Here is a 21,117-nt window from a genome sequence, read left to right as displayed (position 1 = left end):
TCCACCGACTATACCGCRTCCAAAGAAAAACGCGGGGCAGCCGGCCGGCTTTCCCCGCGTTTTTGTTACCGCATGGATACAGCTTGTCGAGAGATTACGACGAGTAGTACATGTCGAATTCGGCCGGGTGCGGGGTCATGCGCAGACGCTGCACTTCCTGCATCTTCAGCTCGAGGTAGGCGTCGATCATGCTGTCGCTGAACACGCCGCCGCGGGTCAGGAACTCGCGGTCCTTGTCCAGGGCTTCCAGGGCTTCTTCCAGCGATGCGCACACGGTCGGGATCAGCTTGTCTTCTTCCGGCGGCAGGTGGTACAGGTCCTTGCTCGCGGCTTCGCCCGGGTGGATCTTGTTCTGGATGCCGTCCAGGCCGGCCATCAGCAGCGCGGCGAAGCACAGGTAGACGTTGGCCAGCGGGTCCGGGAAGCGCACTTCGATGCGGCGGCCTTTCGGGTTCGCCACGTGCGGGATGCGGATCGAGGCCGAACGGTTGCGGGCCGAGTAGGCCAGCTTGACCGGGGCTTCGTAGCCCGGCACCAGGCGCTTGTACGAGTTGGTGCCCGGGTTGGTGATCGCGTTCAGGGCCTTGGCGTGCTTGATGATGCCGCCGATGTAGTACAGGGCGGTTTCCGACAGGCCGGCATAGCCGTCGCCGGCGAACAGGTTCTTGCCGTCCTTCCAGATCGACTGGTGCACGTGCATACCCGAGCCGTTGTCGCCGTTCATCGGCTTCGGCATGAAGGTGGCGGTCTTGCCGTAGCTGTGGGCGACGTTCCAGATCACGTACTTCATGGTCTGGGTCCAGTCGGCGCGCTCGACCAGGGTCGAGAAGCGGGTGCCGATTTCGTTCTGGCCGGCGCCGGCCACTTCATGGTGGTGCACTTCGACCGGGATGCCCAGCGATTCGAGGATCAGGCACATTTCCGAGCGCATGTCCTGGAAGCTGTCGACCGGCGGGACCGGGAAGTAGCCGCCCTTGACGGTCGGACGGTGGCCGCTGTTGCCGCCTTCGAATTCCTTGTCGGTCGACCAGGACGCTTCTTCCGAGCTGATCTTGACCATCGAGCCCGACATGTCGATCTTCCAGTGGACCGAGTCGAAGATGAAGAATTCCGGTTCCGGGCCGAAGAAGGCGGTATCGCCCACGCCCGAGGACTTCAGGTAGGCTTCGGCGCGCCTGGCGATCGAGCGCGGGTCGCGGTCATAGCCCTTGCCGTCCGACGGTTCGATCACGTCGCACTGCATGAAGACGGTGGTCTCTTCCATGAACGGGTCGATGTTGGCGGTGCTCGGGTCCGGGATCAGCAGCATGTCCGATGCTTCGATGCCCTTCCAGCCGGCGATCGACGAGCCGTCGAAGGCGTGGCCGGATTCGAACTTGTCTTCGTCAAAATGCGAGATGGGAACGGTCACGTGCTGCTCTTTGCCGCGGGTATCGGCGAAACGCAAATCGACGAACTTGACTTCGTTATCCTTCAGCATCTGCATTACATCTGCGGCGGTCCTTGCCATTCGTATTCTCCTGATTGAAAAAGGGGTGTCGGTGACGCCAACGGGGCGTGCGACAGGCACATCTCCGTTAAAGCGAAAACTGTGCCAGCACTTGACTCTGAGCAAATAAGCAATCTGTCCTTGGACCGCCTGCGATTTGCCCCTTAAAATCGACTACCGRTGCGGTGCACAAACTTGATGCAGGCTCGCTGCGAGCTCATCCATACGCACCAGCTTGGTGCAAGTGCGGCAGTATGCACCAACTTGATGCAGGATGCACCATTTGTGCGAGCACGACAATCATAGGAAAACGACCATGAGCACAACCGACGAAATCCTGGCCGCCGCCAGGGAGCGCGCCCCCGGCCAGCCCTATGCGGGCGCCGTCACGCCGCAGGAAGCGTTCACCCTGATCAAGACCGATCCGCGCGTCAAGCTGGTCGACGTCCGCACGAATGCGGAGCGCGACTGGATCGGCCGCCCCGCCATCCCCGAGGCCCAGCACGGTGCGGTGCAGTGGACCCTGTACCCCGGCGGTGCGCCGAATCCGGACTTCGCCACCCAGCTGCAGCAGGCCGCGGCCAAGGACGACGTGCTGCTCTTCCTGTGCCGCTCGGGCGTGCGCTCGCGCCACGCCGCGCGCGTGGCAACCGAACTCGGCTACGAGAACGCCTTCGACATCCTGGAAGGCTTCGAAGGCGACCGCGACGGCGAAGGCCACCGCAAGACCGTGGGCGGCTGGTGCAAGGCCGGCCTGCCCTGGACCGGCGCCTGAGGCATCCATCCGCGCCTGCCTGAGGCGGCGCGTTCAGCCATGTATCCGGAGACCGTCATGCCGATAAAAATAGCACGATCGTTCGCATTTTCGATGGTAACGGCCCTGTGCGCCGCCTGCGGAGGCGGTGGCGGCAGCGGCGGCTCGAGCGGGGCCGGCAGTCCGACCTTTTCCGCCGGCGTGACCACCCTGGGCCTGGTGGCCGGCAGCGCCGGCGAGGCCGGCAACGTCGACGCCACCGGCGCCGCGGCCCGCTTCGCCCATCCGGCCGGGATCGCCGCCGACACTACCGGCAACCTGTATGTGGCCGACCGCGACAACTGCAGCATCCGCAGGATCAGTGGGGCGGGCGCCGTCAGCACCCTCGCCGGCTCGCCCCAGCGCTGCCGGAGCATCGACGGCGCCGCCGGCGTGGCGGGCTTTTCCTTCCTGACCGCGATCGCCGCTTCGCCCGACGGCAGGCTGTACGCCACCGACGGCCTGGCGGTGCGCGAGATCGACCAGGCCGGCACGGTGCGCACCATCGCCACCCTCGATACCGCCACCGTGGTGAACGCCGCCGACATCCCTTATTTCTACGGCGGCGGCATCGCCGTCGATGGCTTCGCCAACGTGGTGGTGGCGAATGCGATCGGGGTGCGCAAGATCTCGCCCACCGGCGCCGTCACCATGATCGACGGTGTGGCGCGCCTGGACAATATCGCCAGCGTGCTGGGCAGCCATGCCTTCCAGCAGCGCGGGGTGGCCGCCGCGAAGGACGGCACCGTCTACGTGGGCGACTTTGCCAGCACGGTCAGCCGCATCGACACTGCCGGCAACAAGATGGCGCTGGCCGGCCTGTCCGGCGGGCGCGGCTTTGCCGACGGCGTGGCCGGCGCGGCGCGCTTCGACCACCTGATCGCGTTGACGCTGGACGCCGCCGGCATGCTGTATGCGGCCGACGCCGGCAACGACCTGGTCCGCAGGATCGCGCCGGACCGGACGGTTTCCACGGTGGCCGGCACCATCGGCGCTACGACGCTCCAGCTCGGCAACGGACCGGGCGCCCTGCCCGCGCTGGGCGGACTAACGGGCGACGGCAAGGGGAAGCTGTATGCGATTTCCGGCAATGCGGTGGTGAAGATCACCCTGCCGTAGAGCTCTTCAGGCCGGCGCGCACGCGCTGGCGCACGAAGTTGATGTGGCTCCGCAAGCCGTACAGCGCATCGGCATAGGCCAGCGGGATCGAGATGTGGTTGACGCGCGCCTCGATGTCGTCGAGGCGCCGCAGCAGGTTGGTGCGCACCTCGTCGCAATGCGCCGGATCGGCGCTCTCCAGTGCCTGCTCGACCGCACGCAGCTGGCCATACCAGCGGTAGACGCGCGAGCGGATCCGCCACACGTACAGCGGCGGCACGATCTTCGACAGCGGGATCACCAGCGCCGCCAGCGCCACCACCACGACCCACAGGCGGTCGAACAGATTCGCCAGCCAGAACGAGAGGTAGCGCTGCAGGAAGGGCGGGCCGTCGCGGTAGTATTTCGCCGCCTCGCGCGAGACCGGGATCTCGGTGTACTTCGGCGACGGGAACTGGCCCTGCTGCTGGAACCAGCCGGCGCCGCCGTGGATCTCGGTAGCGGCTTTCACGAGTTCGTCGACCAGGGCCGGATGCAAATCGTCGCGCGCGACCAGGGTGGCGGTGGGCGCGATCAGGTGGAAGTCCTGGGCCGGGATATCCTTGCCGAGATCGACGATCCCGCGCGGCAGCACCACATGGGTCAGGAAAGGCAGGCGGCGCGTATAGGCTTCGGCCTGGCGGAAGTCGAACAGCCTGATGCCCGGGGTCTGGAGCAGCATCTGGATCAGCGGCGCCTCGGGCGCGGAGCTGAACACGAGGCCGTCGATGCGTCCCGCCAGCAGCTCGACGGTGGCCGGGGTATTCTCCAGCGACGAGATGGTCAGCTGGCCCGGCTCGACGCCGTTCACCGCCAGCACCTGGCGGAACAGCCGCGGCACGCCGGTGCCTTCCGGGCCCAGGTTGATGCGCAGGCCCTTCAGTTGCGTGAGGCTGTGGATGTCGGCTTTACGACTCTTCTTACCTTCGCGCAGGAACAGCCACACCGGTTCGGTGAACAGGCTGCCCAGCGACATCAGGTTGCGCCGCTCGGCCTGGGCTTCGCTGGTCGAGCCGCTCTGCACGAAGGCGATGTCGGCCTTGCCGTCGATGAGGCGCTGCAGGTTGTCTTCGGAGCCGAGGGAGCGCTGCAGCTCGGCCTTGATGCCGTCGCGCGCCAGCACGGCCGCGTACTTGCGCCCGAACTCCTCGTAGGCGCTGTTTTCCTGGCCGGTGGCCAGCACCACGTGGCGCGGCGGCGCCGGGTCGACCACGATATAGGCGACCACGCAGGCCGCCAGCACCAGCAGGATGGTGGGCAGAGAGGCGACCACCAGGTCGCGCAGCGATACCAGGCTGAACTTGCCGATCCTGGGCCGCTTCACGCGCCCTCCTTGCGGGCGGTCCCGCTCAATGCAGCACTTCCTCCACCGCCGCCGGCTTCTGGCGCGGCGCCGGCTCTGCCTTCGGCTGTTCCGAAGGCTCGGTGCGCGGCTTGACCGGCTTGGCCGGCACCCTGGCGCGCAGGGCGTCCACCGCCTTCGGGTGCTCGTCCGCGTCGGCCGGCTTTGCGTGGGCGCTTTCGCCCGCCGGCTTGGGAACGGCCGGCTTCGGCGCGGCCGGCTTGTGGTGCGGCGTGTCGGCGGCCTCGGATTTGGCCTGCGGCGCCGCTTCCTTCACCGGCTTGGGATGCACCGGCGTTGCCTCGGCGGCAGGCTTGGCCGGCTTGACCGCCTCGGCTTCCGCGGCAGCCGGTTTCGCAGGCTTGGCCGGCGCCTCGATCTCTTCCGCCTGGGCGCTGTCGGGCGCCGGCTTCACGGTGGCGACGTCGTCGGTGAGCGGGGTCGGCGTCGGCGCCGGCGGCTTGGCCGGGGTCACGTGCAGCCCCGGCACCGTCACCGTGTCCTGCTTCTCGATCATCGGCATCAGGCTCGGCGCCAGCGTCACCAGCAGCTGCACCGGCAGCGCGCTGGTGAAGTCGTAGTGGGCCGATTCCGGACCGTGCACATAGGCCGTCATGCTGCCGAAGAAGCGCTCGCCGATGTTGAACACGAAGGTCGCCGAACGGTTCACGTAGCGCGACTCGATCAGGCGGTGACCGGCGCCGTAGACGTCGAAGCGCTGGTCGCCGGTGCCGGTCTTGCCGCCCAGTGCGATCACGCTGCCGTCCTGCTTGTAGAAGGCCTGCTTGACGCGCTTGGCCGTGCCTTCCTGCACCACGCCGCGGATGGCGTTGGCCACCGCACGCGCGACGTCGGGGTTCAGCACCTGCTCGCCCTTGCTGTCCTGGCTGCGCTTGACCATGGTCTCGTAAGGCGTGTCCTTGGCGAAGTGCAGCGAGTCGATGCGCTCGGTCGGCTTGCGCACGCCGCCGTTGATGATGATGCCCATCAGTTCGGCCAGCGCGATCGGACGGTCCGCCGAGGCGCCCAGGGTCGTCGCATAGGACGGCACCAGGGAATCGAAGGGATAGCCCATCTTCTTCCACTGCGCGTGGATCTTCAGGAAGGCTTCGACCTCGATCAGGCCGGCGATGCGCTTGTCCTGGGCATGCTTGCGGTGGGTCTTGAACAGCCAGGAATACACTTCCTGGCGCTCCTTCACCGACGCCTTGGTGACCTCGTCCCAGCCCGCCTTCGGATGGGTGCGCAGGTAGCCGGCCAGCCACAGCTCGAGCGGGTGGACCGAGGCCACGTAGCCGCGGTCGGCCAGCGACATGTTCGCCACCGAGTACTGGTCGTACATCTTGGCGATGCGCTCTTCGTCGACGTCCCTGGAATCGGGCAGGTAGGTATGGACGAACTTGCTGAACTCGGCCAGCGAGGCGTCCGGCATGATGGTGCGGTGGACCGCCGCGATCTTCGAGGCCGCCGGGCGCACGCCCTGCATCAGCGCGGTTTCGATCTCGGGCCAGTCCATGCCGCGGTACTTGTTCCAGAAGCGCGCCAGGAAGTCCTTGCCTTCGCGGTCGGCGAAGCGCGACAGGTATTCGGCGCGGCGCGGATCGTCGGCGTCGGCCAGCAGTTGGGCCGAGGAGCCCGGCAGCTGGAACATGTAGTAGCGCACCACGTCGCGCATCAGGCGCACGAACACCAGGTTGGTCGAGTTCTGCAACGCCTGCTGGACGGTGAGGATGCGGCTGTTGTCCAGCTTGCTGAAGTTGCCGAAGATGTGGACGCCGCCGCCGGTGAAGAAGGCTTCGCCCGGATTGCCCGAATACTTGCGCTCCATCGCCGCGCCCAGCATCGGGGGGAGGGTCCGGTCGGCGCCCGGCGGCAGCGCCAGGAAGTAGTCGATCGCCCACTGGCTCAGCCTGTCCTTCGGGTCGATCCTGACCTTGGCCAGCTCTGCCTTCGACATCGGCTCGTAGCGCTGGTGCAGCTGGTCGACGATGTCGAGGTAGGTGGTCAGGGTGCGCAGCTTGGCGGTCGAGCCGAGATCCAGCTTGGCGCCTTCGTTGATGTCGAGCGGCTGGTCGTAGTTGTCGGTCTGGACGCGCAGGTAGTTGACCTTGTCGCCGCGTTCCATCAGCGTGAAGCTGTACACGACCTTGGACGGATCGCCGTTGCCGAGCATGCCCTTGCCGGTCAGGCCGGCGGCGGCCGCCGCTTCGTTGTCGGTCAGGCGGCGCAGTGCCGCGGTGACGGCCTTCTGCGCTTCCGAATTCAGGGTCGTCACCACCGACAGGTCGAGGCGGTCGAGGTTGTACAGGCGCGAGTCGCCCAGCAGGTTGGCCAGGTGGTTGCGCACCGCGTTGGCGGCCTTGCGGGTGACGAAGGTGTTGGCCGGCGGCGGCGCCACGCCCGAGCCGAGGGCCGGATGCAGGACCACGCCCAGCGCGGCGTCGCGCAGCTGCGGCGAGATCACGCCGGCCTGGGCCAGCACCCGCAGGTGGCTGTTGGTGAGCTGTTCGAGATCCTTCTCGCCGGCGCCCAGGTAGTAGGCCGGACGGCGCTGCGCGATCATCAGCGACAGCGCTTCCTTGTACACCAAGGCGAAGTCGGGCGTGACCTGGTTGCTGGACAGGACCCGGTTGACGTCGGCGAAGTCGCGGCCATACCAGACCCACATGCCGTCGCCGATGCCGTTGACTTCACCGTAGCCCAGCTTGGCCGACAGCGGCACCGTGTTCAGGTACTCGAGCACGATGCGGCGCCGGGTCGCGCTGGTGTCCTCGCCGTCCTGGTAGGCGCGCAGCATGGCCGAGGCCATCTGGCGCAGCTTGTCCGACAGCGAGGCGGTGCGGCCTTCCGGCGAATGGCGGTATTTTTCGATCTGGGTCGCCAGCGTGCTGCCGCCGGCCACCCTGCCGCCGCCGCCCAGGCCGACCGCGTGCAGGGATTTGTCGAACACCGCTTTCGAGAAGCGGTCCCACTCCACCGCCGGATTGCGCTTCGGGTAGGTGGTGTCGAGCAGCTCGCGGTTCTCGATGTACAGCAGGCTATGCACCAGCAGCGAGGGCGCGGCGTCGAACTTCTCGTACAGTCGTTCCGGGAAGCGCGCCGAGAACAGCGGCTCGCCGCTGTAGTCGAGGATGTCGAGGCCGGCGCGGGTCTTCTCGTGATAGGTCGCGAACAGGCCCATGTCGGCCAGCTCGACCATCTTCGGCGACATGCGCGCCTGCGATTCGATCACGTAGTCGCGCGTCTTCAGCTTGGCCAGGTAGTTCGGCAGGTTCGAATAGCCGAGCCGCTCGTCGTAGGGGCTGGACGCGGGGAAGCGGATCGCGTCGCTCGGTCCCTTCTCGACGCGGTAGCTGACCTTTTTCGCCAGGCCGGCGAAGAAGCGCGCCTGCATCGCCGAGGTGCGGCTTTCGTAGACGGCGAAGGCGGCGCCGCCGGCCACCGCGATCAGCAGCAGTACCAGGAAGGCGCGCTTGACCATGCGCCATCGGCGCCTGGGCGGCGCCGGCGGCGGTTCCGCGCCCTGGCCGGATTCGGCGGGGGCCGGGACCGGCGCCGGTTCGAAGCCGGGATCGAGTGCGGGTTCCAGGCGCGTATCGGCGCCGTGCAGCGGGACTTCCTGCACGGCAGCCATGACGGGCAGGCCTGCGAGTTCGGGTTGGCCCGGCAGCACGAGCCTGCGGAGGCGGCGCAGCATGCGGGTGGAGATGCGGGGCCGTCCTTGACGGCGAATACTTTCCATATTGGCTTAACCGGTTTGAATCTACTACCTGCAATTCCCGTCAACCGGCGCGCCCATGATGCTGGTCGGTGCGAGTGATCCAGGTTGTCAAGAATTTCACAAAGTCAGGCGCGACCTCACTCCAGATCGCTCTGCCCACAGACACCATTCCACCACATCAATGTGACATTCAGGAACCACTCGTACAGATTTTTGGCGTCGTCCGTGTATTTTCGCAAAAAAACAACGGCCCAGTTTGCACGAGCGTACCAGCCTTGCAACGGCCAAGCGACGGGCTAGGTTGACAGCCGATAGTCGGCCTTCATGCGATCGAGTTCCGCACGCATTTCCGTGAAGGCGAAACCGACCTGGGCCGCATCGCCTTTGACGCCGAGTTCGATATGGCGGCGCGTCTGCGCATCGCCGACGCTGGGCAGGCTGAACACGCGCACGCCTGGATAGGCGGCCTCGAGGCGCTCCATCAGCGGGGTCAGCACGGCCTCGGCCTGCTCGAACACCAGCAGCGCGCGCTCGGCGCGATCTTCGCGGTGGAACAGGTCGCGGTAATGGGTATCGAGCACCCAGGCGATCATCGGCCAGGCCATGACCGGGAAGCCCGGCACGAAATGATGAGCGGCGCCGGCGTGGGACGCCACGCTGAAGCCGGGAATGCGGTTGTAGGGATTCGGGATGAGTGTGGCCCCTTGCGGGAACTCGGCCATCTTGAGGCGCTGCAGGTTCTCGGGTGCGTCGAGGTCCGCTTCGATGCCGGCTTCGCGCGCCGTGTCGCGAATCCTCTCCTGCACCAGCAGCTTGCCTTCCGGATGCAGCACCAGCGGCACCCGGAGCGCGGCCGCCGCGCACTGGCGCGTGTGGTCGTCGGGCGTGGCGCCGATGCCGCCGCAGGAAAACACGATGTCGTCTCCCGCAAAGCTGCGTTCCAGCAGCGCGGTGATGCGCGCAGGATCGTCGCCGACGATCTCGGCCCATGCCAGCTGCAGTCCGCGTTCGGCCAGCAGTCCGATCACCTTGGGCAGGTGCTTGTCGCTGCGTTTCCCGGACAGGATTTCGTCGCCGATGATGATCAGGCCGAATGCCATCGCCCGCCGCTCCCGAGATGTCGTTGGTTCCAGTGTGCCACGAACGGCGAAACCGTCGCGCGCTGCTTCGTACCGATACATTTCCCGACAATCTCCCGACAAACCTGCGCAAGATCGGCGCGCCGTCCGGTCCTAGAATCGCCCTACCTTTTCGAGTGCGCAAGGAAGATCCATGATCCAGAAACGTCCGGGCCCGGCCATCGCCGCCGCGGCCGCCCTTCTCCTCGTCGCCGGCTGCGGCGGCGGTTCCGTCGGTGTCGGCCTGCCGCCGGATGCCGGCGGCACCACGCCCGCGGGCACCCGCATCGAAGTATTGGCCACGTCGACGCGCGGCCTCGGCAACCTTGTCTACAAGGACGGCGCGGCCTGGGTGTCGATGTCGAATTCCACCACCGGCGGCAGCGTCGTCATGAAGACGCCCCTGCCGCTGCAGGCGAGTTCGCGCTGGACCGAGGTGCCGCTCGGCGCCTGCGCGCTGCCCAGGTCGGACAGCGCAGAAACCGCGCGCACGCCGTCGTTGCGCGCGCTCGGCTCGACCCTGTGGCTGTTCCAGAGCGCCCACGAACGCCAGCAGGGCCAGGCCGGCGAACACGGCCTGTGCACGCTCGACGCTTCCGGCAGCTTCGCGGCGCGCGACCTGCCGCTCGAGAACTGCATCGGCGGCTGGTGCGCACCGCTGGCGATGAACGAGCTGAAACTGTTCAACAACCGCCTCTACGCCAACGCCGGCGCCGGCCAGAACCTGTTCGTGTCCGGCGATGCCGCCGCCAGCTGGCGCGTGGCGCTGGGCCAGTTCGATTCGATGATCTGCACCCACCAGACGTTCCAGATCGTTGGAGAACGCCTGCYGGTGGGCGGCGAATGCCCGCTCGACTTCGCCTACATCCGCGCCTATGAACTCGGCGCCGACGGCATGCCGGCCTCGACGGACGAGCTGCCGGTATCGCTGCCGAAGCTGGAGAACCGCAACGTGCAGTTCATCCAGCAGGTGGCGAACAGCCAGCGCGTGTTTGCCGGCGTCGAGGGCGGCCTGCTGCGCAGCGACGACGGCGGCCAGTCCTTCAGGTTCGTGATCCAGCAGCCACTGGAGGGGAATGCGGGCTACCCGTATATCCGTTACTTCCTGGCGCTGTCGGGCAAGCCCGACACGATGGTGGTGGGCGGTTTCGACAAGGCCAGGGCCCTGCCCTACCTGGCGTGGTCGGCCGACGGCGGCACCAGCTGGACCGACATCTCCTCGCTGCTGCCGGGCTATGCGCGCGCGGCGGGCGACACCGCGTTCGCGGAAGTGAGTTCGGTGAGCGAGGATCCGCAGGGCCGCGTGATCGTGACCGTCAACCTGAAGAACGGCAGCGAGGGCCGGGTGCTGTTACTTACCCTGGTGCGTTAAGGGTGTGCTGGCCGGCCCGCAGGTCGGCCAGCGCCTGCAGGCAGTAGTACTGGAACCACAGTCCGGTGAAGATGAAGATGATCAGGTAGAGCCAGATCGACAGCACCGCCAGCACCGGGAACAGCACCACCGAGAACAGCGCGCCGCCGATCCAGGCCACGCCGGGCAGCGCGCCCAGCAGGCCGGAAATGGTGCCGATCAGGAGCAGCTGGCGGCGCCGGCTGTGCACGATGATGCGGCGCTCTTCCAGGCTGGCATGGATCGACAGCGCGTCGTAGCTCATCACGCGCGCCGTCAGCCAGCCCCACAGCAACGCCTGTACCATCAGCGCCACCGGCGCCAGTGCGTACAGCGGCAAGGTCACGATCCACAGCAGCGCGAACACCACGATGCCGGTCAGGTTGACGGCCAGGCTGCCGAGAAAGCTGCCGCCTTCCCTGCGCTCCAGATGAGGGAACTGCACCCGGCTGACATGGCGCGCAATGGCCGGCATCGCGCCCACGCCGATGAACAGCAGCGAGGTGATGATCATCAGCGGCAACAGCGCCAGCATCGCCACCAGCGGCACCACCATGGTCTTGAGGAAGCCGAGGCCCAGGGTGGTCAGGATGCTGCCGCTGGTCTCGAACAGTCCATATTCCCTGAAGGTGTCCTGCAGCCAGTCGTAGAGCGGCTGCATGCCGGCGTACAGCAGGCTGCCCCACAGCGCCAGCGACAGCAGCAGGGGCACCACCGACAGCAGCAGCATACGGCCGGAAAACTGCGAGCGCAGCGCGCGGCCGTAGGCGATGGCGATCGGACGGACCATTTAAGGCGCGCCTCTTGGGCGGCGCCCGATGGCATCCATCAGGCGCACCAGGCCCAGCCACTGCTGGCGCCAGAAGCCGCGCCCGTAGTCGCGCGCCGGCTTGACGCTGCCGTCCGCCGCGGTGCGCTCGAACTGGTCGCGCACGCCGGTGCCGTACCAGGCCGGCGCGAAGTTGGCGGTCCTGAACAGCAGGTCCCAGACCGGCAGCAGCACGCCGAAATTGCAGCCGCCCAATTCCCGGCCCTTCGATTCGTGGCCGATGCCGACCGCGTGGTGGGTGCGGTGGAAGCGCGGCGACACCAGCAGGCGCTCGCCGAGCCAGCCGAAGTGGATGCGCACATTGGCATGCTGCAGCGATTGAAGCGCCCGCGACACCGACACCAGCAGCACGTACTGCGACGGCGCCACGCCGATCGCCAGCGCGATGACGGCCAGGTAGACGTCGCGCAACAGGTCGTCCAGCAGGTGGTTCCGGTCGTCGCTCCACAGGTTCATGTTCTGCTGGCTGTGGTGCAGGCTGTGCAGGGCCCACCACCAGCGGAATTTATGCTGGCCGCGGTGGAACCAGTAGTCGAAGAAGTCGATCACCACCAGATAGACCAGGAAGCTGGCCAGCGGGCTCATGCCGGTCACCAGCGACTCCAGGTTGAAGGGATGCACGCCGTCCATGCGCAGCGCGCCGGCCACGTGGTCCATGATGGGGTCGAGGGTGAAGAATACCGCCATCGTGAAGAAGCCGAGGCGGTGGATCAGGGTGTAGACGAAGTCGTTCCAGCGCGCGTAGCGGTCGCTCATCTTCTGCGCCGGAATGAGGGCTTCCAGCGGGCGCAGCACCAGCCACAGGGCCGCCACCTCGCAGGCGCCGGCCAGGAACCACTCGACGCCCTCGAAGGCGTCCTCGGCATACTCGCCCATGCCGGTGTAGAACAGGAAGGGTTCGACCACGGACTCGAACAGCCAGCCCTGCAGGAATGCGAACCAGTCGAGGAAATGCTGAATCATTTTTTAAATGGGTTAAGGTAATCCCGATGCTCACGCAGTGTAGCGAAACAGAAGCCTTTCTGCTCGAGCCCGGCAATCAGCGGCTCCAGGTTGGCCGGCGCCCACGGGTCTTTGCGCGACCAGATGCCCATGTGAGCCATGAAGATGTCGCCGTCCTTCAGGCCGCCGAGGGCGCGCTTGAGCAGCAGTGCGTTCGGGTAGACCTCGCTGGACGTCTCGTCGCCGGAAAAACCGGCCTTGGCCCAGCCCACGTGGCTGTAGCCGCAGCTTTTGGCTGCCGCCAGCAGGTTCGGCGAGGTATGCCCGCCGGGCGCGCGGAAGATCGGGTCGATGTGGTGGCCRGTCAGTTCGTGGAAGCGGGTGTCGACGCGGTTCAGCTCGTCGCAGTACTGCTGCGGGGTCCAGCTGGCCAGCTTGCCGGCCTGGGCGCCGAACTGCGGCTTGACCGCGATGCGCCCGCCAGGCTCGTCGCGCTTCCAGTAGACGTGGTCGAAGGTGTGGGAACCGAAGGCGTGCCCCTCCGCCACCCGCGCCTTCCAGAACGCGGCCCAGGACGGGTCGAGCGACCAGTCACCGCGCACCGTCTTTTCGTTGGCCAGGAAGAAAGTGGCCTTGATGTGGTGACGGCGCAGGGTATCGGCGATCAGCTCGGCCTGGGACTGGCTGCCGGTGTCGAAGCTGAGATAAATCGTGCCCTTGCAGGGTCCGGGCGCAGGCTCGGCCGCCGCGGAGGCGTGCAGGCCCGGGAAGATGGTGGCCGCCAGCAGCAGCGCCGCGGCGGCCGGAGTCCATCGAGACCTTGGCCGCCCGGACATCACATCCTCGGCGCCGCGTTGGCGAAGAACACGCCGTGCGGCGAGCGCCCCACCGGAATCATCTTGATCACCTTGCGGCTGGCGACGTCGACCACCGCCACCTTCTTGATCCAGCGCTGGGTGACCCACAGGGTCTTGCCGTCGGCCGACAGTTCCATGCAGTCCGGACCGCCCGGCACCGGGATCATGCCGACGTTCTCCAGCGTGACCTGGTCGATGATGCTGATCGAGTTCTGCACGCGGTTCGAGACGAACACGTGGCGCTTGTCGCCGACGGCGCGGAAGTTGTGGGCGCCGTTGCCGGTCTTGATGCGCTTGACGCTCTTGGCGGTGCGCCAGTCGATCACTTCGACGTAGTCGCTGCCCATGATCCCGACCAGCAGGTATTTGTCGTCCGGGGTCATGGTGATGCCGGCCGGCAGCTTACCGACCGCAAGGGTCCACTTGATGACGCCGGTCTTCAGGTCGATCGCGCTGACCTGGTCGCTGCCCTGGCGGGTGATGAAGGCGGTGGTGCTGGCGGCGTCGAAGGCGATGTGGCTGGGCATGCGCGGCATCGGCACGCGGCGGCTCAGGATCAGCTTGCCGTTCACGTACTGGTAGATGTCGACGCGGTCGAGGCGCAGCGCGGTCGAGACGAACCATTTCTGGTCCGGCGAGAAGCCGATCTGGTAAGGATCGAGCACGTCGGTCAGGCGCTGCTGGATCTTGCCGGTGATCGGATCGAGGAAGATCAGCTCGTTGCCGACCGAGCTGGCGACGATCACGGACTTGTTGTCCGGCGTGGCCATCAGGTGGTGCGGCTCCTTGCCGACGGCAAAGGTGCCGTTGTCGGCGCCGGTCGCCTGGTCGATCAACTGGACCGTGGCGTCACGCGAATTCAGGACGACGACGACGTTGGCCTGCGCGGCATGCACAGCGCCCAACAGACAAATACCGGAGAGGAAAAGCTTACGAAAACGACGCAGCATGGGAGGACGTGGTGCCCGGAGGGTGGAAAGTCACTATTCTACGAGGAAACGCGTTGGCTCAAGGGGTGGTTGACAGGATTAGTGCGGAATTCGGCGCGCTGTCGCAACACAGTGGAAAAGGCGTCAACGGCGCGTCGATGGCAGCTTGACACGCCATGCACTACAATCGCCATTTCACCCTGAACAAAAGGACAATCTCATGCCCATCACCACCACGAATTCCGGCCTGCAATACGAAGACACCGTCGTCGGCGACGGTCCGGAAGCCAAGGCCGGCCAGTACGTGACCGTGCACTACACCGGCTGGCTGCAGAACGACGACGGCAGCCAGGGCGCCAAGTTCGATTCCAGCAAAGACCGCAACGACCCGTTCCAGTTCCCGCTGGGCGCCGGCCACGTGATCAAGGGCTGGGACGAAGGCGTGCAGGGCATGAAGGTCGGCGGCGCGCGCCGCCTGATCATCCCGGCAGCGCTGGGCTATGGCGCCCGCGGCGCCGGCGGCGTGATTCCGCCGAATGCGACGCTGATCTTCGACGTCGAGCTGCTGGGTCTGTAATTCATCGGCCGTCTGCAATTCGGATTCGTGTGGGCACGGTGTGCCCACCCTACGTGGATCCTCGACGCATTTCGTAGGGTGGGCTCACCGAGCCCACGCGACCGAGGCCGCCCTCTAAAATACATCCAACTCAAGAGTGATTCCGCACACGATGCGCTAAGATGGCCGAAGTATTGCCATTTTACCCAAGGAGTCCCCATGAGTTTGCAAGAACAGTTCGCCCAGGCCCAGGCCGATTCGAAGAACCTGCCCGAGCGTCCGGACAACATGACCCTGCTGAAGATCTACGCCCTGTACAAGCAGGGTTCGAGCGGCGACGCCACCGGCGAACGTCCGGGCTTCACCGACATGGTCGGCCGCGCCAAGTACGATGCCTGGGCGGCGCTGAAAGGCAGCTCGCAGGAAGACGCCATGCAGCAGTACGTCGACCTGATCGAAGACCTGAAGGACGCCTGATCCGGCGTTTCAGGCAAAGGTCTTGCGCATGCTTTCCGCCACCTTCGCCTCGATGGTGGAGCGGAAAGCGCCCATCAGCATGCCCAGCTTGATACGCAAGGCCGCCTGACGCTCGCCCAGCGCGAGCGTGCCCTCCACACCGCTGCGCTCGAAACGCAGCACGTCGCCATCCCACCTGCACTGCAGGCCATATTCCCCGGCCAGCTTGTCCGCCACTTTCTGGGCCGCCGCGCGCGCCGCGTCCTGGCTGAGCTGGTGCTGTTGGGTAATGCTGATATCCGCCATCCTGGCAATCCTTCCTGAATCGAAAACCACAGAGCCCGCCATGATGCCAGCTGTGCCGCGCATTGGCTAGTTGACTCAAATCAATGTCCGATTCGGATGACGGGCGACCATTTCCCTTGCGGCCCGCCTGTCGCGGCCTGCTCCACCGGAGAAACGATCATGTCAACAGAAGCCAGCCTGCCCGAATCCGCCCAGCCCCCGATCGGCTACGTGCCGATGCCGGCCGCTCCCTATCGCCAGCACCGCAAGGCCGCCCAGCTGCTCGACCAGCCCGGCCGGCCGCGCCCGCTGGCCGGTCCGGCGCCCCGGGGCCCGGGCCTGGCCGGCGATGGCGAGGAAAACCCGCATAACGACCTGCCCCTGCCGTATGCCTTCGGCGCGCGGGTGCTGATGTGGAAGCAGGACCCGTCGGTGGCCGAGATCGGCACCCGCAAGGTCTACCTGCCGGGCGTGGTGCTGGCCGGCCCGCGCGACGCCCGCATCGCCATCGCCGGCGATCCGGACATCCCGGCGGTCGAGCCGAATGCCTTCGGCGACTTCGTCACCATGCCGGACACGCCGCAATTCGATGCCGTCCACACCTGGGCCGTGGTGCGCCAGACCCTCACCATGTACCAGCGCGCCCTGTCCACCGCAGGCAGCACCATGCCCCTGCCCTGGCAGTGGAACAGCAGCGTCGACACCTCGCCGCTGCAGGTGCATCCCTACGGCCTGCCGAACGTGATGAACGCCTATTACAGCCGGACCCAGTCCTGCCTGAAGTTCGGCGACTTCATCCCGCCCGGCGAGACCGCGCGCGTCTACACCTGCCGCTCCTTCGACATCGTCTCCCACGAGACCGGCCACGCGGTGCTGGACGGCCTCAAGCCGCAATGGCTGATGGCCGACAATCCGCCGCAGACCGGCGGCCTGCACGAATCCTTCGGCGACCTGACCGCGATCTTCCTGGCCCTCTCGCAGCTCGACCAGTGCGAGGCGGTGGTGGCCCAGACCAAGGCTCACCTGCACGACAAAACCTTCCTGTCCGACATCGCCGAGCAGTTCGGCCTGGCACTGGGCAGCACCAACGGCCTGCGCAACGCCGACAACGACCTGACCCTGAGCGAGGCCGGCACCGAAGTCCACGCAATCTCCCAGGTCTTCACCGGCGCCATCTACGACATCCTGGCCGACATCTTCGCCTTCGAGCGCAACCCCGAATTCGAGGATTGCGCCAGCGTGCTGCACCGGGTCGCCGCCTGGCTGCGCGGCGTGCTGCTGCGCGCGCTGATCGCCGCGCCCGACACCGCCGCCACCTATGCCGACGTCGCCAACGAAATGCTGCGCCTGGGCCTCGAGGACGGCAAGCCGGCCGAGTACGCCACCTTCATCCGCAACCGCTTCGCCCAGCGCGAGGTGGTCGAGGTGCCGGCCGCCATGCTCGCCGCCCCGCATCCGGCCGGGCTGCGCCTTTCGCCCTGCGTGCAGGATGCCCCCGGCGCCAGGCAGGACCGGCGCGCCTGCTGCGGCACCATGAACCTGGCCGAGTACTACGAGGTCGAACGCATCCTGGACGCCGAGGCGCAGGCCTTGGCGCGCTGGTGCGCCGAGCATGGCCGCTTCGGCCCGGCCGGCGAAGAGAGCGCCGCCGCCGAAGCCGAAGCGACGGTGGCGGCGCTCAAGGTCGCCACCATCCCCGCAAGCTGACATGAAGATCACGGCCCGCGCCAGCGGCGGCTTTGCCGGCCGCACGGAACGCTTCGAGCTCGACACCGGCTGCCATCGCGACGGCCGGGCGATCGAGTCCCTGCTCGAGCGCCTCGACTTCTTCGGCGCCACGCCGGCCTGTCCGGTGGGTGCCGACCTGGTGCGCTGGGAGATCACGGCCGACGACGGCCGCCGCTGCCGCACGGTGAGCTTGCCGGAAGGCGGCGCCGACGCGGGCGGCTGGCGGGCCCTGATCGAACACCTGCGCGCGAGCCGTTAAATATTCGGCAATTTTGCGCGTAAGAAGAACATTTGCTTATGTGTATTGTGTATAAGCCTGATTTGTCGTAAATGCGGAATTGCCCTAAAATACAGTGCTTTGCCGCGTCCGGCGAACTCCCCCGTACCCAACACGCCGCCGCTTCCACTGATTAAGGACTGTTATGACCCACGTTGTCACCGAATCGTGCATCCGTTGTCGCTATACCGATTGCGTGGATGTATGCCCGGTAGATTGTTTCCGGGAAGGCCCGAACTTCCTCGCCATTGATCCGGACGAGTGCATCGACTGCGCCGTGTGCGTGGCGGAATGCCCGGTCAACGCGATCTACGCGGAAGAGGACGTGCCGTCGGACCAGCAGCAATTCATCAAGATCAACGCCGACCTGTCGCGCTTCTGGCCGTCGATCACCAAGACCAAGCCCGCCCTGCCCGACGCGGAAGAGTGGAAAGACGTCAAGGACAAGCTGGACCAACTGGCCCGCTAATACGCGTCTGCCGAACCACATCAACAGGATATACGCATGACTATCAGTGCTGCCCAGGAAGTGGGCACCATCGCTCCCAACAGCTCTTTTGCCGGCGCCATCGAAGCCGATGCCGTGATCATCGGCGCGGGCCCTGTCGGCCTGTTCCAGGTGTTCGAACTGGGCCTGCTTGAAATCAAGGCCCACGTGATCGACTCGCTGCCGGCCGTCGGCGGCCAGTGCGTGGAACTGTACCCGGACAAGCCGATCTACGACATCCCGGCCGTGCCCGTCTGCACCGGCCAGGAACTGACCGACAACCTGCTGAAGCAGATCGAGCCTTTCGACCCGACCTTCCACCTGGGCCAGGAAGTCACGACCGTGCAGCGCCGCGAAGACCAGCGCTTCAACGTCGAGACTTCGACCGGCACCCGCTTCATCACCAAGACCATCTTCATCGCCGCCGGCGTCGGCTCCTTCCAGGCCCGCACGATCAAGGTCGACGGCATCGAGAAGTTCGAAGGCGAGCAGCTGTTCTACCGCGTCAAGGATCCGGCACCGTTCGAAGGCAAGAACCTGGTCATCTGCGGCGGCGGCGACTCCGCACTGGACTGGGCCCTGAACTTCGTCGGCAAGGCCGAATCGGTCGTGTTGGTGCACCGCCGTGAAGACTTCCGTGCCGCCCCGGCCTCGGTCGCCAAGATGAAGCAGCTGTGCGACGAGTACGAGATGCAGCTGATCATCGGCCAGGTCACCGGATTCGACGAAAAGGACGGCCAGCTGTCCGAAGTGAAAGTCACCGGCGCCGACGGCGTGACCCGCCGCGTCCCGCTGGACATGCTGATGGTGTTCTTCGGCCTGTCGCCGAAGCTGGGCCCGATCGCCGAATGGGGCCTGGACATCGAGCGCAAGCAGCTCAAGGTGGTGGACACCGAGAAGTTCGAAACCAATGTGCCGGGCATCTTCGCCGTGGGTGACATCAACACCTACCCGGGCAAGAAGAAGCTGATCCTGTCGGGCTTCCACGAAGCCGCGCTGGCCGCCTTCGGCGCCGCGCCCTACATCTTCCCGGACAAGAAGATCCATATGCAGTACACGACGACCTCGCCGAAGCTGCACAAGATCCTCGGTGTCGAGACCCCGGTATTCGACTAAAACGTTCCGTTACCGACGTACGACAAAAAATGCCCCGCCAGCGCGGGGCATTTTTCTTATGTAGGGCACCTAACCGAAGGCGGATAGGGAACTGTGATACTAATGTTGCAATGCACTATTTTTTCAATGGCGGTCATCATTTCATGTTGCCCCATGCCAAGGCAATTGGCCTATAATTGATTGAATCTGCTGCGCAACCATTCTGTAAGCAGAGCAATGTGAAGGAAATAATATGCTTTATCAACTGCACGAGATGCAACGCTCCTTCCTGAACCCGCTGATGCAGTGGGCCGATGCCTCTGCAAAGCTGTTCACGAATCCCGTCTCGCCGTTCGCCCACACCCCGTTCTCCCAGCGTATCGCCGCCGGCTATGAACTCATGTACCGCCTGGGCAAGGATTACGAAAAACCGGCCTTCGACCTGAACTCGACCACGATCGACGGCCAGACCGTCGGCATCATGGAACGCACCGCGGTCAGCAAGCCCTTCTGCAAGCTGATGCATTTCAAGAAAGACATGCCGGACGCCGATTTCGCGGCGCTCAAGCAGCCCACCGTGCTGGTGGTCGCTCCATTGTCGGGGCACCACGCCACGCTGCTGCGCGACACCGTGCGCGCCCTGCTGCCGAACCAGGACGTCTACATCACCGACTGGGTCGATGCCCGCATGGTGCCGCTGTCGGACGGACCGTTCCACCTCGACGACTATATCTACTACGTGCAGGACTTCATCCGCCACCTCGGCCCGGACGTGCACGTGATCTCGGTCTGCCAGCCGACCGTGCCGGTGCTGGCCGCGATCTCGCTGATGGCGACCAACAAGGATCCGAAGCTGCCGAAATCCATGGTCATGATGGGCGGCCCGATCGACCCGCGCAAATCGCCGACCGCGGTCAACGACCTGGCCACCGAGAAGCCCTTCTCCTGGTTCGAGAACACCGTGATCTACGCGGTGCCGGGCAACTACCCGGGCTTCGGCCGCAAGGTCTATCCTGGCTTCCTGCAGCATGCCGGCTTCATCGCCATGAACCCGGGCCGCCACGCCCAGAGCCACCGCGAGTTCTACCAGCACCTGGTGCGCGGCGACGACGATTCGGCGGAAGCCCACCGCAAGTTCTACGACGAGTACAACGCCGTGCTGGACATGCCGGCCGAGTACTACCTGGAGACCATCAAGACCGTGTTCCAGGAGTTCCGCCTGCCGAAAGGCACCTGGGAAGTCGGCGGCCAGCTGGTGCGCCCGCAGGACATCGAGAGCGTGGCCCTGTTCACCATCGAAGGTGAACTGGACGACATCTCGGGCGCCGGCCAGACCCAGGCCGCCCATGAGCTGTGCACCGGCATCCCAGCCGAAAAGCAGCTGCACTTCACGGCGCCGAAATGCGGCCACTACGGCATCTTCTCGGGCCGCCGCTGGCGCGAGATCATCTGCCCGATGATCGGCGAGTTCATTCGCAAGAACGCCTGATTTTCAGAGCGCCCATGCAAAGCCGCGGATTATTCCGCGGCTTTTTTCATTGGCGCTGTTCGCGTACATGGACGCCCCCTGTTTGCAAGGACTTCTTCAATCGCTGTAGGTAACAGGTAAGGTTACAACCGTACATTCGGACTTTGTGTTGGCTTGAGCCCTGTCCCTGATGGGTTCCGCTGGTCGACCTCCCCAAT

The 21,117-nt window shown here is 65.9% G+C and carries 19 protein-coding genes; 10 read left to right on the top strand and 9 right to left on the bottom strand.

Annotation, left to right across the window (positions count from 1 at the left end; translation table 11 throughout):
- Positions 1 to 94 precede the first annotated feature (94 nt).
- Positions 95 to 1,510 (bottom strand): type I glutamate--ammonia ligase, encoded by a 1,416-nt coding sequence (glnA, locus tag AC1DIX_RS15935; protein WP_442122683.1) that lies wholly within the window; start codon positions 1,508 to 1,510, stop codon positions 95 to 97.
- 295 nt (positions 1,511 to 1,805) lie between these two features.
- Between glnA and AC1DIX_RS15930 the strand changes: the two genes are divergently transcribed.
- Together AC1DIX_RS15930 and AC1DIX_RS15925 are read left to right on the top strand one after the other, a co-directional pair.
- Positions 1,806 to 2,264, top strand: a complete 459-nt coding sequence (locus AC1DIX_RS15930; protein WP_477325625.1) for a rhodanese-like domain-containing protein — start codon at positions 1,806 to 1,808, stop codon at positions 2,262 to 2,264.
- A gap of 93 nt (positions 2,265 to 2,357) precedes the next feature.
- On the top strand, positions 2,358 to 3,401 hold the full coding sequence (locus tag AC1DIX_RS15925; protein ID WP_477325623.1) for an NHL repeat-containing protein: 1,044 nt from the start codon (positions 2,358 to 2,360) through the stop codon (positions 3,399 to 3,401).
- Here the strand turns inward: AC1DIX_RS15925 and AC1DIX_RS15920 are convergent.
- The 3 genes from AC1DIX_RS15920 to AC1DIX_RS15910 form a co-directional block, all read right to left on the bottom strand.
- The gene (locus tag AC1DIX_RS15920) at positions 3,388 to 4,743 is read right to left on the bottom strand and encodes a TAXI family TRAP transporter solute-binding subunit (protein ID WP_442122680.1); all 1,356 of its coding nucleotides are present in this window, start codon (positions 4,741 to 4,743) and stop codon (positions 3,388 to 3,390) included. The two genes, AC1DIX_RS15925 and AC1DIX_RS15920, sit on opposite strands and share 14 nt — an antisense overlap.
- A 25-nt stretch (positions 4,744 to 4,768) precedes the next feature.
- Positions 4,769 to 8,242, bottom strand: a complete 3,474-nt coding sequence (locus tag AC1DIX_RS15915; protein ID WP_477325671.1) for a transglycosylase domain-containing protein — start codon at positions 8,240 to 8,242, stop codon at positions 4,769 to 4,771.
- Positions 8,243 to 8,778: 536 nt separating this feature from the next.
- Complete coding sequence (locus tag AC1DIX_RS15910; protein WP_477325621.1) at positions 8,779 to 9,582, bottom strand: competence/damage-inducible protein A; 804 nt, start codon at positions 9,580 to 9,582, stop codon at positions 8,779 to 8,781.
- Positions 9,583 to 9,754: 172 nt separating this feature from the next.
- On the opposite strand from AC1DIX_RS15910, the gene AC1DIX_RS15905 reads away from it, so the two are divergent.
- Positions 9,755 to 10,972: a beta propeller repeat protein gene (locus AC1DIX_RS15905; RefSeq protein WP_477325619.1), complete on the top strand. Its 1,218-nt coding sequence runs from the start codon at positions 9,755 to 9,757 to the stop codon at positions 10,970 to 10,972.
- Here AC1DIX_RS15905 and AC1DIX_RS15900 read toward each other — a convergent pair.
- Genes AC1DIX_RS15900 through AC1DIX_RS15885 form a run of 4 tightly spaced genes read right to left on the bottom strand, consistent with a single transcriptional unit; the run spans position 10,956 to position 14,568 of the window.
- Positions 10,956 to 11,780 carry an EI24 domain-containing protein gene (locus AC1DIX_RS15900; RefSeq protein WP_477325617.1) on the bottom strand — a complete coding sequence of 275 codons (825 nt, stop codon included), beginning with the start codon at positions 11,778 to 11,780 and terminating at the stop codon, positions 10,956 to 10,958. The genes AC1DIX_RS15905 and AC1DIX_RS15900 overlap by 17 nt on opposite strands.
- Positions 11,781 to 12,782 (bottom strand): sterol desaturase family protein, encoded by a 1,002-nt coding sequence (locus AC1DIX_RS15895; protein ID WP_477325615.1) that lies wholly within the window; start codon positions 12,780 to 12,782, stop codon positions 11,781 to 11,783.
- Positions 12,779 to 13,597 carry a polysaccharide deacetylase family protein gene (locus AC1DIX_RS15890; protein WP_477325613.1) on the bottom strand — a complete coding sequence of 273 codons (819 nt, stop codon included), beginning with the start codon at positions 13,595 to 13,597 and terminating at the stop codon, positions 12,779 to 12,781. The genes AC1DIX_RS15895 and AC1DIX_RS15890 overlap by 4 nt, the downstream gene beginning before the upstream one ends.
- Complete coding sequence (locus AC1DIX_RS15885; RefSeq protein ID WP_442122674.1) at positions 13,597 to 14,568, bottom strand: YncE family protein; 972 nt, start codon at positions 14,566 to 14,568, stop codon at positions 13,597 to 13,599. The genes AC1DIX_RS15890 and AC1DIX_RS15885 overlap by 1 nt, the downstream gene beginning before the upstream one ends.
- 199 nt (positions 14,569 to 14,767) lie before the next feature.
- Here AC1DIX_RS15885 and AC1DIX_RS15880 point away from each other — a divergent pair, with 199 nt between their 5' ends.
- Together AC1DIX_RS15880 and AC1DIX_RS15875 are read left to right on the top strand one after the other, a co-directional pair.
- Entirely contained in the window at positions 14,768 to 15,124 is a 357-nt protein-coding gene (locus AC1DIX_RS15880) for an FKBP-type peptidyl-prolyl cis-trans isomerase (RefSeq protein ID WP_442122673.1), read from the top strand.
- A 198-nt stretch (positions 15,125 to 15,322) separates the two neighbouring features.
- Complete coding sequence (locus AC1DIX_RS15875) at positions 15,323 to 15,580, top strand: acyl-CoA-binding protein (protein WP_442122672.1); 258 nt, start codon at positions 15,323 to 15,325, stop codon at positions 15,578 to 15,580.
- 9 nt (positions 15,581 to 15,589) lie between these two features.
- Here AC1DIX_RS15875 and AC1DIX_RS15870 read toward each other — a convergent pair whose 3' ends face one another.
- Positions 15,590 to 15,865 (bottom strand): polyhydroxyalkanoic acid system family protein, encoded by a 276-nt coding sequence (locus tag AC1DIX_RS15870; RefSeq protein ID WP_477325611.1) that lies wholly within the window; start codon positions 15,863 to 15,865, stop codon positions 15,590 to 15,592.
- Positions 15,866 to 16,024: 159 nt separating this feature from the next.
- Here AC1DIX_RS15870 and AC1DIX_RS15865 point away from each other — a divergent pair, with 159 nt between their 5' ends.
- From AC1DIX_RS15865 to AC1DIX_RS15845, 5 genes are all read left to right on the top strand, one after another.
- Positions 16,025 to 17,551: a hypothetical protein gene (locus tag AC1DIX_RS15865; RefSeq protein ID WP_477325609.1), complete on the top strand. Its 1,527-nt coding sequence runs from the start codon at positions 16,025 to 16,027 to the stop codon at positions 17,549 to 17,551.
- Position 17,552: 1 nt separating this feature from the next.
- A complete protein-coding gene (locus AC1DIX_RS15860) occupies positions 17,553 to 17,831 on the top strand; it encodes a protealysin inhibitor emfourin (protein ID WP_477325607.1) in 279 nt (92 codons plus the stop codon).
- Between the two features lie 163 nt (positions 17,832 to 17,994).
- Positions 17,995 to 18,318 (top strand): ferredoxin FdxA, encoded by a 324-nt coding sequence (gene fdxA, locus AC1DIX_RS15855; protein ID WP_430894621.1) that lies wholly within the window; start codon positions 17,995 to 17,997, stop codon positions 18,316 to 18,318.
- 36 nt (positions 18,319 to 18,354) lie between these two features.
- Positions 18,355 to 19,452, top strand: coding sequence for an NAD(P)/FAD-dependent oxidoreductase (locus tag AC1DIX_RS15850; RefSeq protein WP_442122668.1), 1,098 nt, complete (start codon positions 18,355 to 18,357; stop codon positions 19,450 to 19,452).
- Positions 19,453 to 19,684: 232 nt separating this feature from the next.
- Entirely contained in the window at positions 19,685 to 20,920 is a 1,236-nt protein-coding gene (locus AC1DIX_RS15845; protein ID WP_442122667.1) for a polyhydroxyalkanoate depolymerase, read from the top strand.
- Positions 20,921 to 21,117: the final 197 nt, after the last annotated feature.

It is taken from the genome of Massilia sp. 05N420, assembly GCF_056397205.1.
Note: the sequence above shows the minus strand (reverse complement) of the source record. Positions and strands in the feature narration are given on the sequence as shown.

Bases quoted from the DNA above. Each gene is read 5' to 3' on its own strand.
- AC1DIX_RS15915 (WP_477325671.1), bottom strand. From the start codon at position 8,242: ATGGTCAAGCGCGCCTTCCTGGTACTGCTGCTGATCGCGGTGGCCGGC.
- fdxA (WP_430894621.1), top strand. From the start codon at position 17,995: ATGACCCACGTTGTCACCGAATCGTGCATCCGTTGTCGCTATACCGAT.
- AC1DIX_RS15930 (WP_477325625.1), top strand. From the start codon at position 1,806: ATGAGCACAACCGACGAAATCCTGGCCGCCGCCAGGGAGCGCGCCCCC.
- AC1DIX_RS15860 (WP_477325607.1), top strand. From the start codon at position 17,553: ATGAAGATCACGGCCCGCGCCAGCGGCGGCTTTGCCGGCCGCACGGAA.
- AC1DIX_RS15880 (WP_442122673.1), top strand. From the start codon at position 14,768: ATGCCCATCACCACCACGAATTCCGGCCTGCAATACGAAGACACCGTC.
- AC1DIX_RS15845 (WP_442122667.1), top strand. From the start codon at position 19,685: ATGCTTTATCAACTGCACGAGATGCAACGCTCCTTCCTGAACCCGCTG.
- AC1DIX_RS15865 (WP_477325609.1), top strand. From the start codon at position 16,025: ATGTCAACAGAAGCCAGCCTGCCCGAATCCGCCCAGCCCCCGATCGGC.
- AC1DIX_RS15870 (WP_477325611.1), bottom strand. From the start codon at position 15,865: ATGGCGGATATCAGCATTACCCAACAGCACCAGCTCAGCCAGGACGCG.
- AC1DIX_RS15895 (WP_477325615.1), bottom strand. From the start codon at position 12,782: ATGATTCAGCATTTCCTCGACTGGTTCGCATTCCTGCAGGGCTGGCTG.
- AC1DIX_RS15875 (WP_442122672.1), top strand. From the start codon at position 15,323: ATGAGTTTGCAAGAACAGTTCGCCCAGGCCCAGGCCGATTCGAAGAAC.
- AC1DIX_RS15900 (WP_477325617.1), bottom strand. From the start codon at position 11,780: ATGGTCCGTCCGATCGCCATCGCCTACGGCCGCGCGCTGCGCTCGCAG.
- AC1DIX_RS15850 (WP_442122668.1), top strand. From the start codon at position 18,355: ATGACTATCAGTGCTGCCCAGGAAGTGGGCACCATCGCTCCCAACAGC.
- AC1DIX_RS15910 (WP_477325621.1), bottom strand. From the start codon at position 9,582: ATGGCATTCGGCCTGATCATCATCGGCGACGAAATCCTGTCCGGGAAA.
- AC1DIX_RS15925 (WP_477325623.1), top strand. From the start codon at position 2,358: ATGGTAACGGCCCTGTGCGCCGCCTGCGGAGGCGGTGGCGGCAGCGGC.
- glnA (WP_442122683.1), bottom strand. From the start codon at position 1,510: ATGGCAAGGACCGCCGCAGATGTAATGCAGATGCTGAAGGATAACGAA.
- AC1DIX_RS15885 (WP_442122674.1), bottom strand. From the start codon at position 14,568: ATGCTGCGTCGTTTTCGTAAGCTTTTCCTCTCCGGTATTTGTCTGTTG.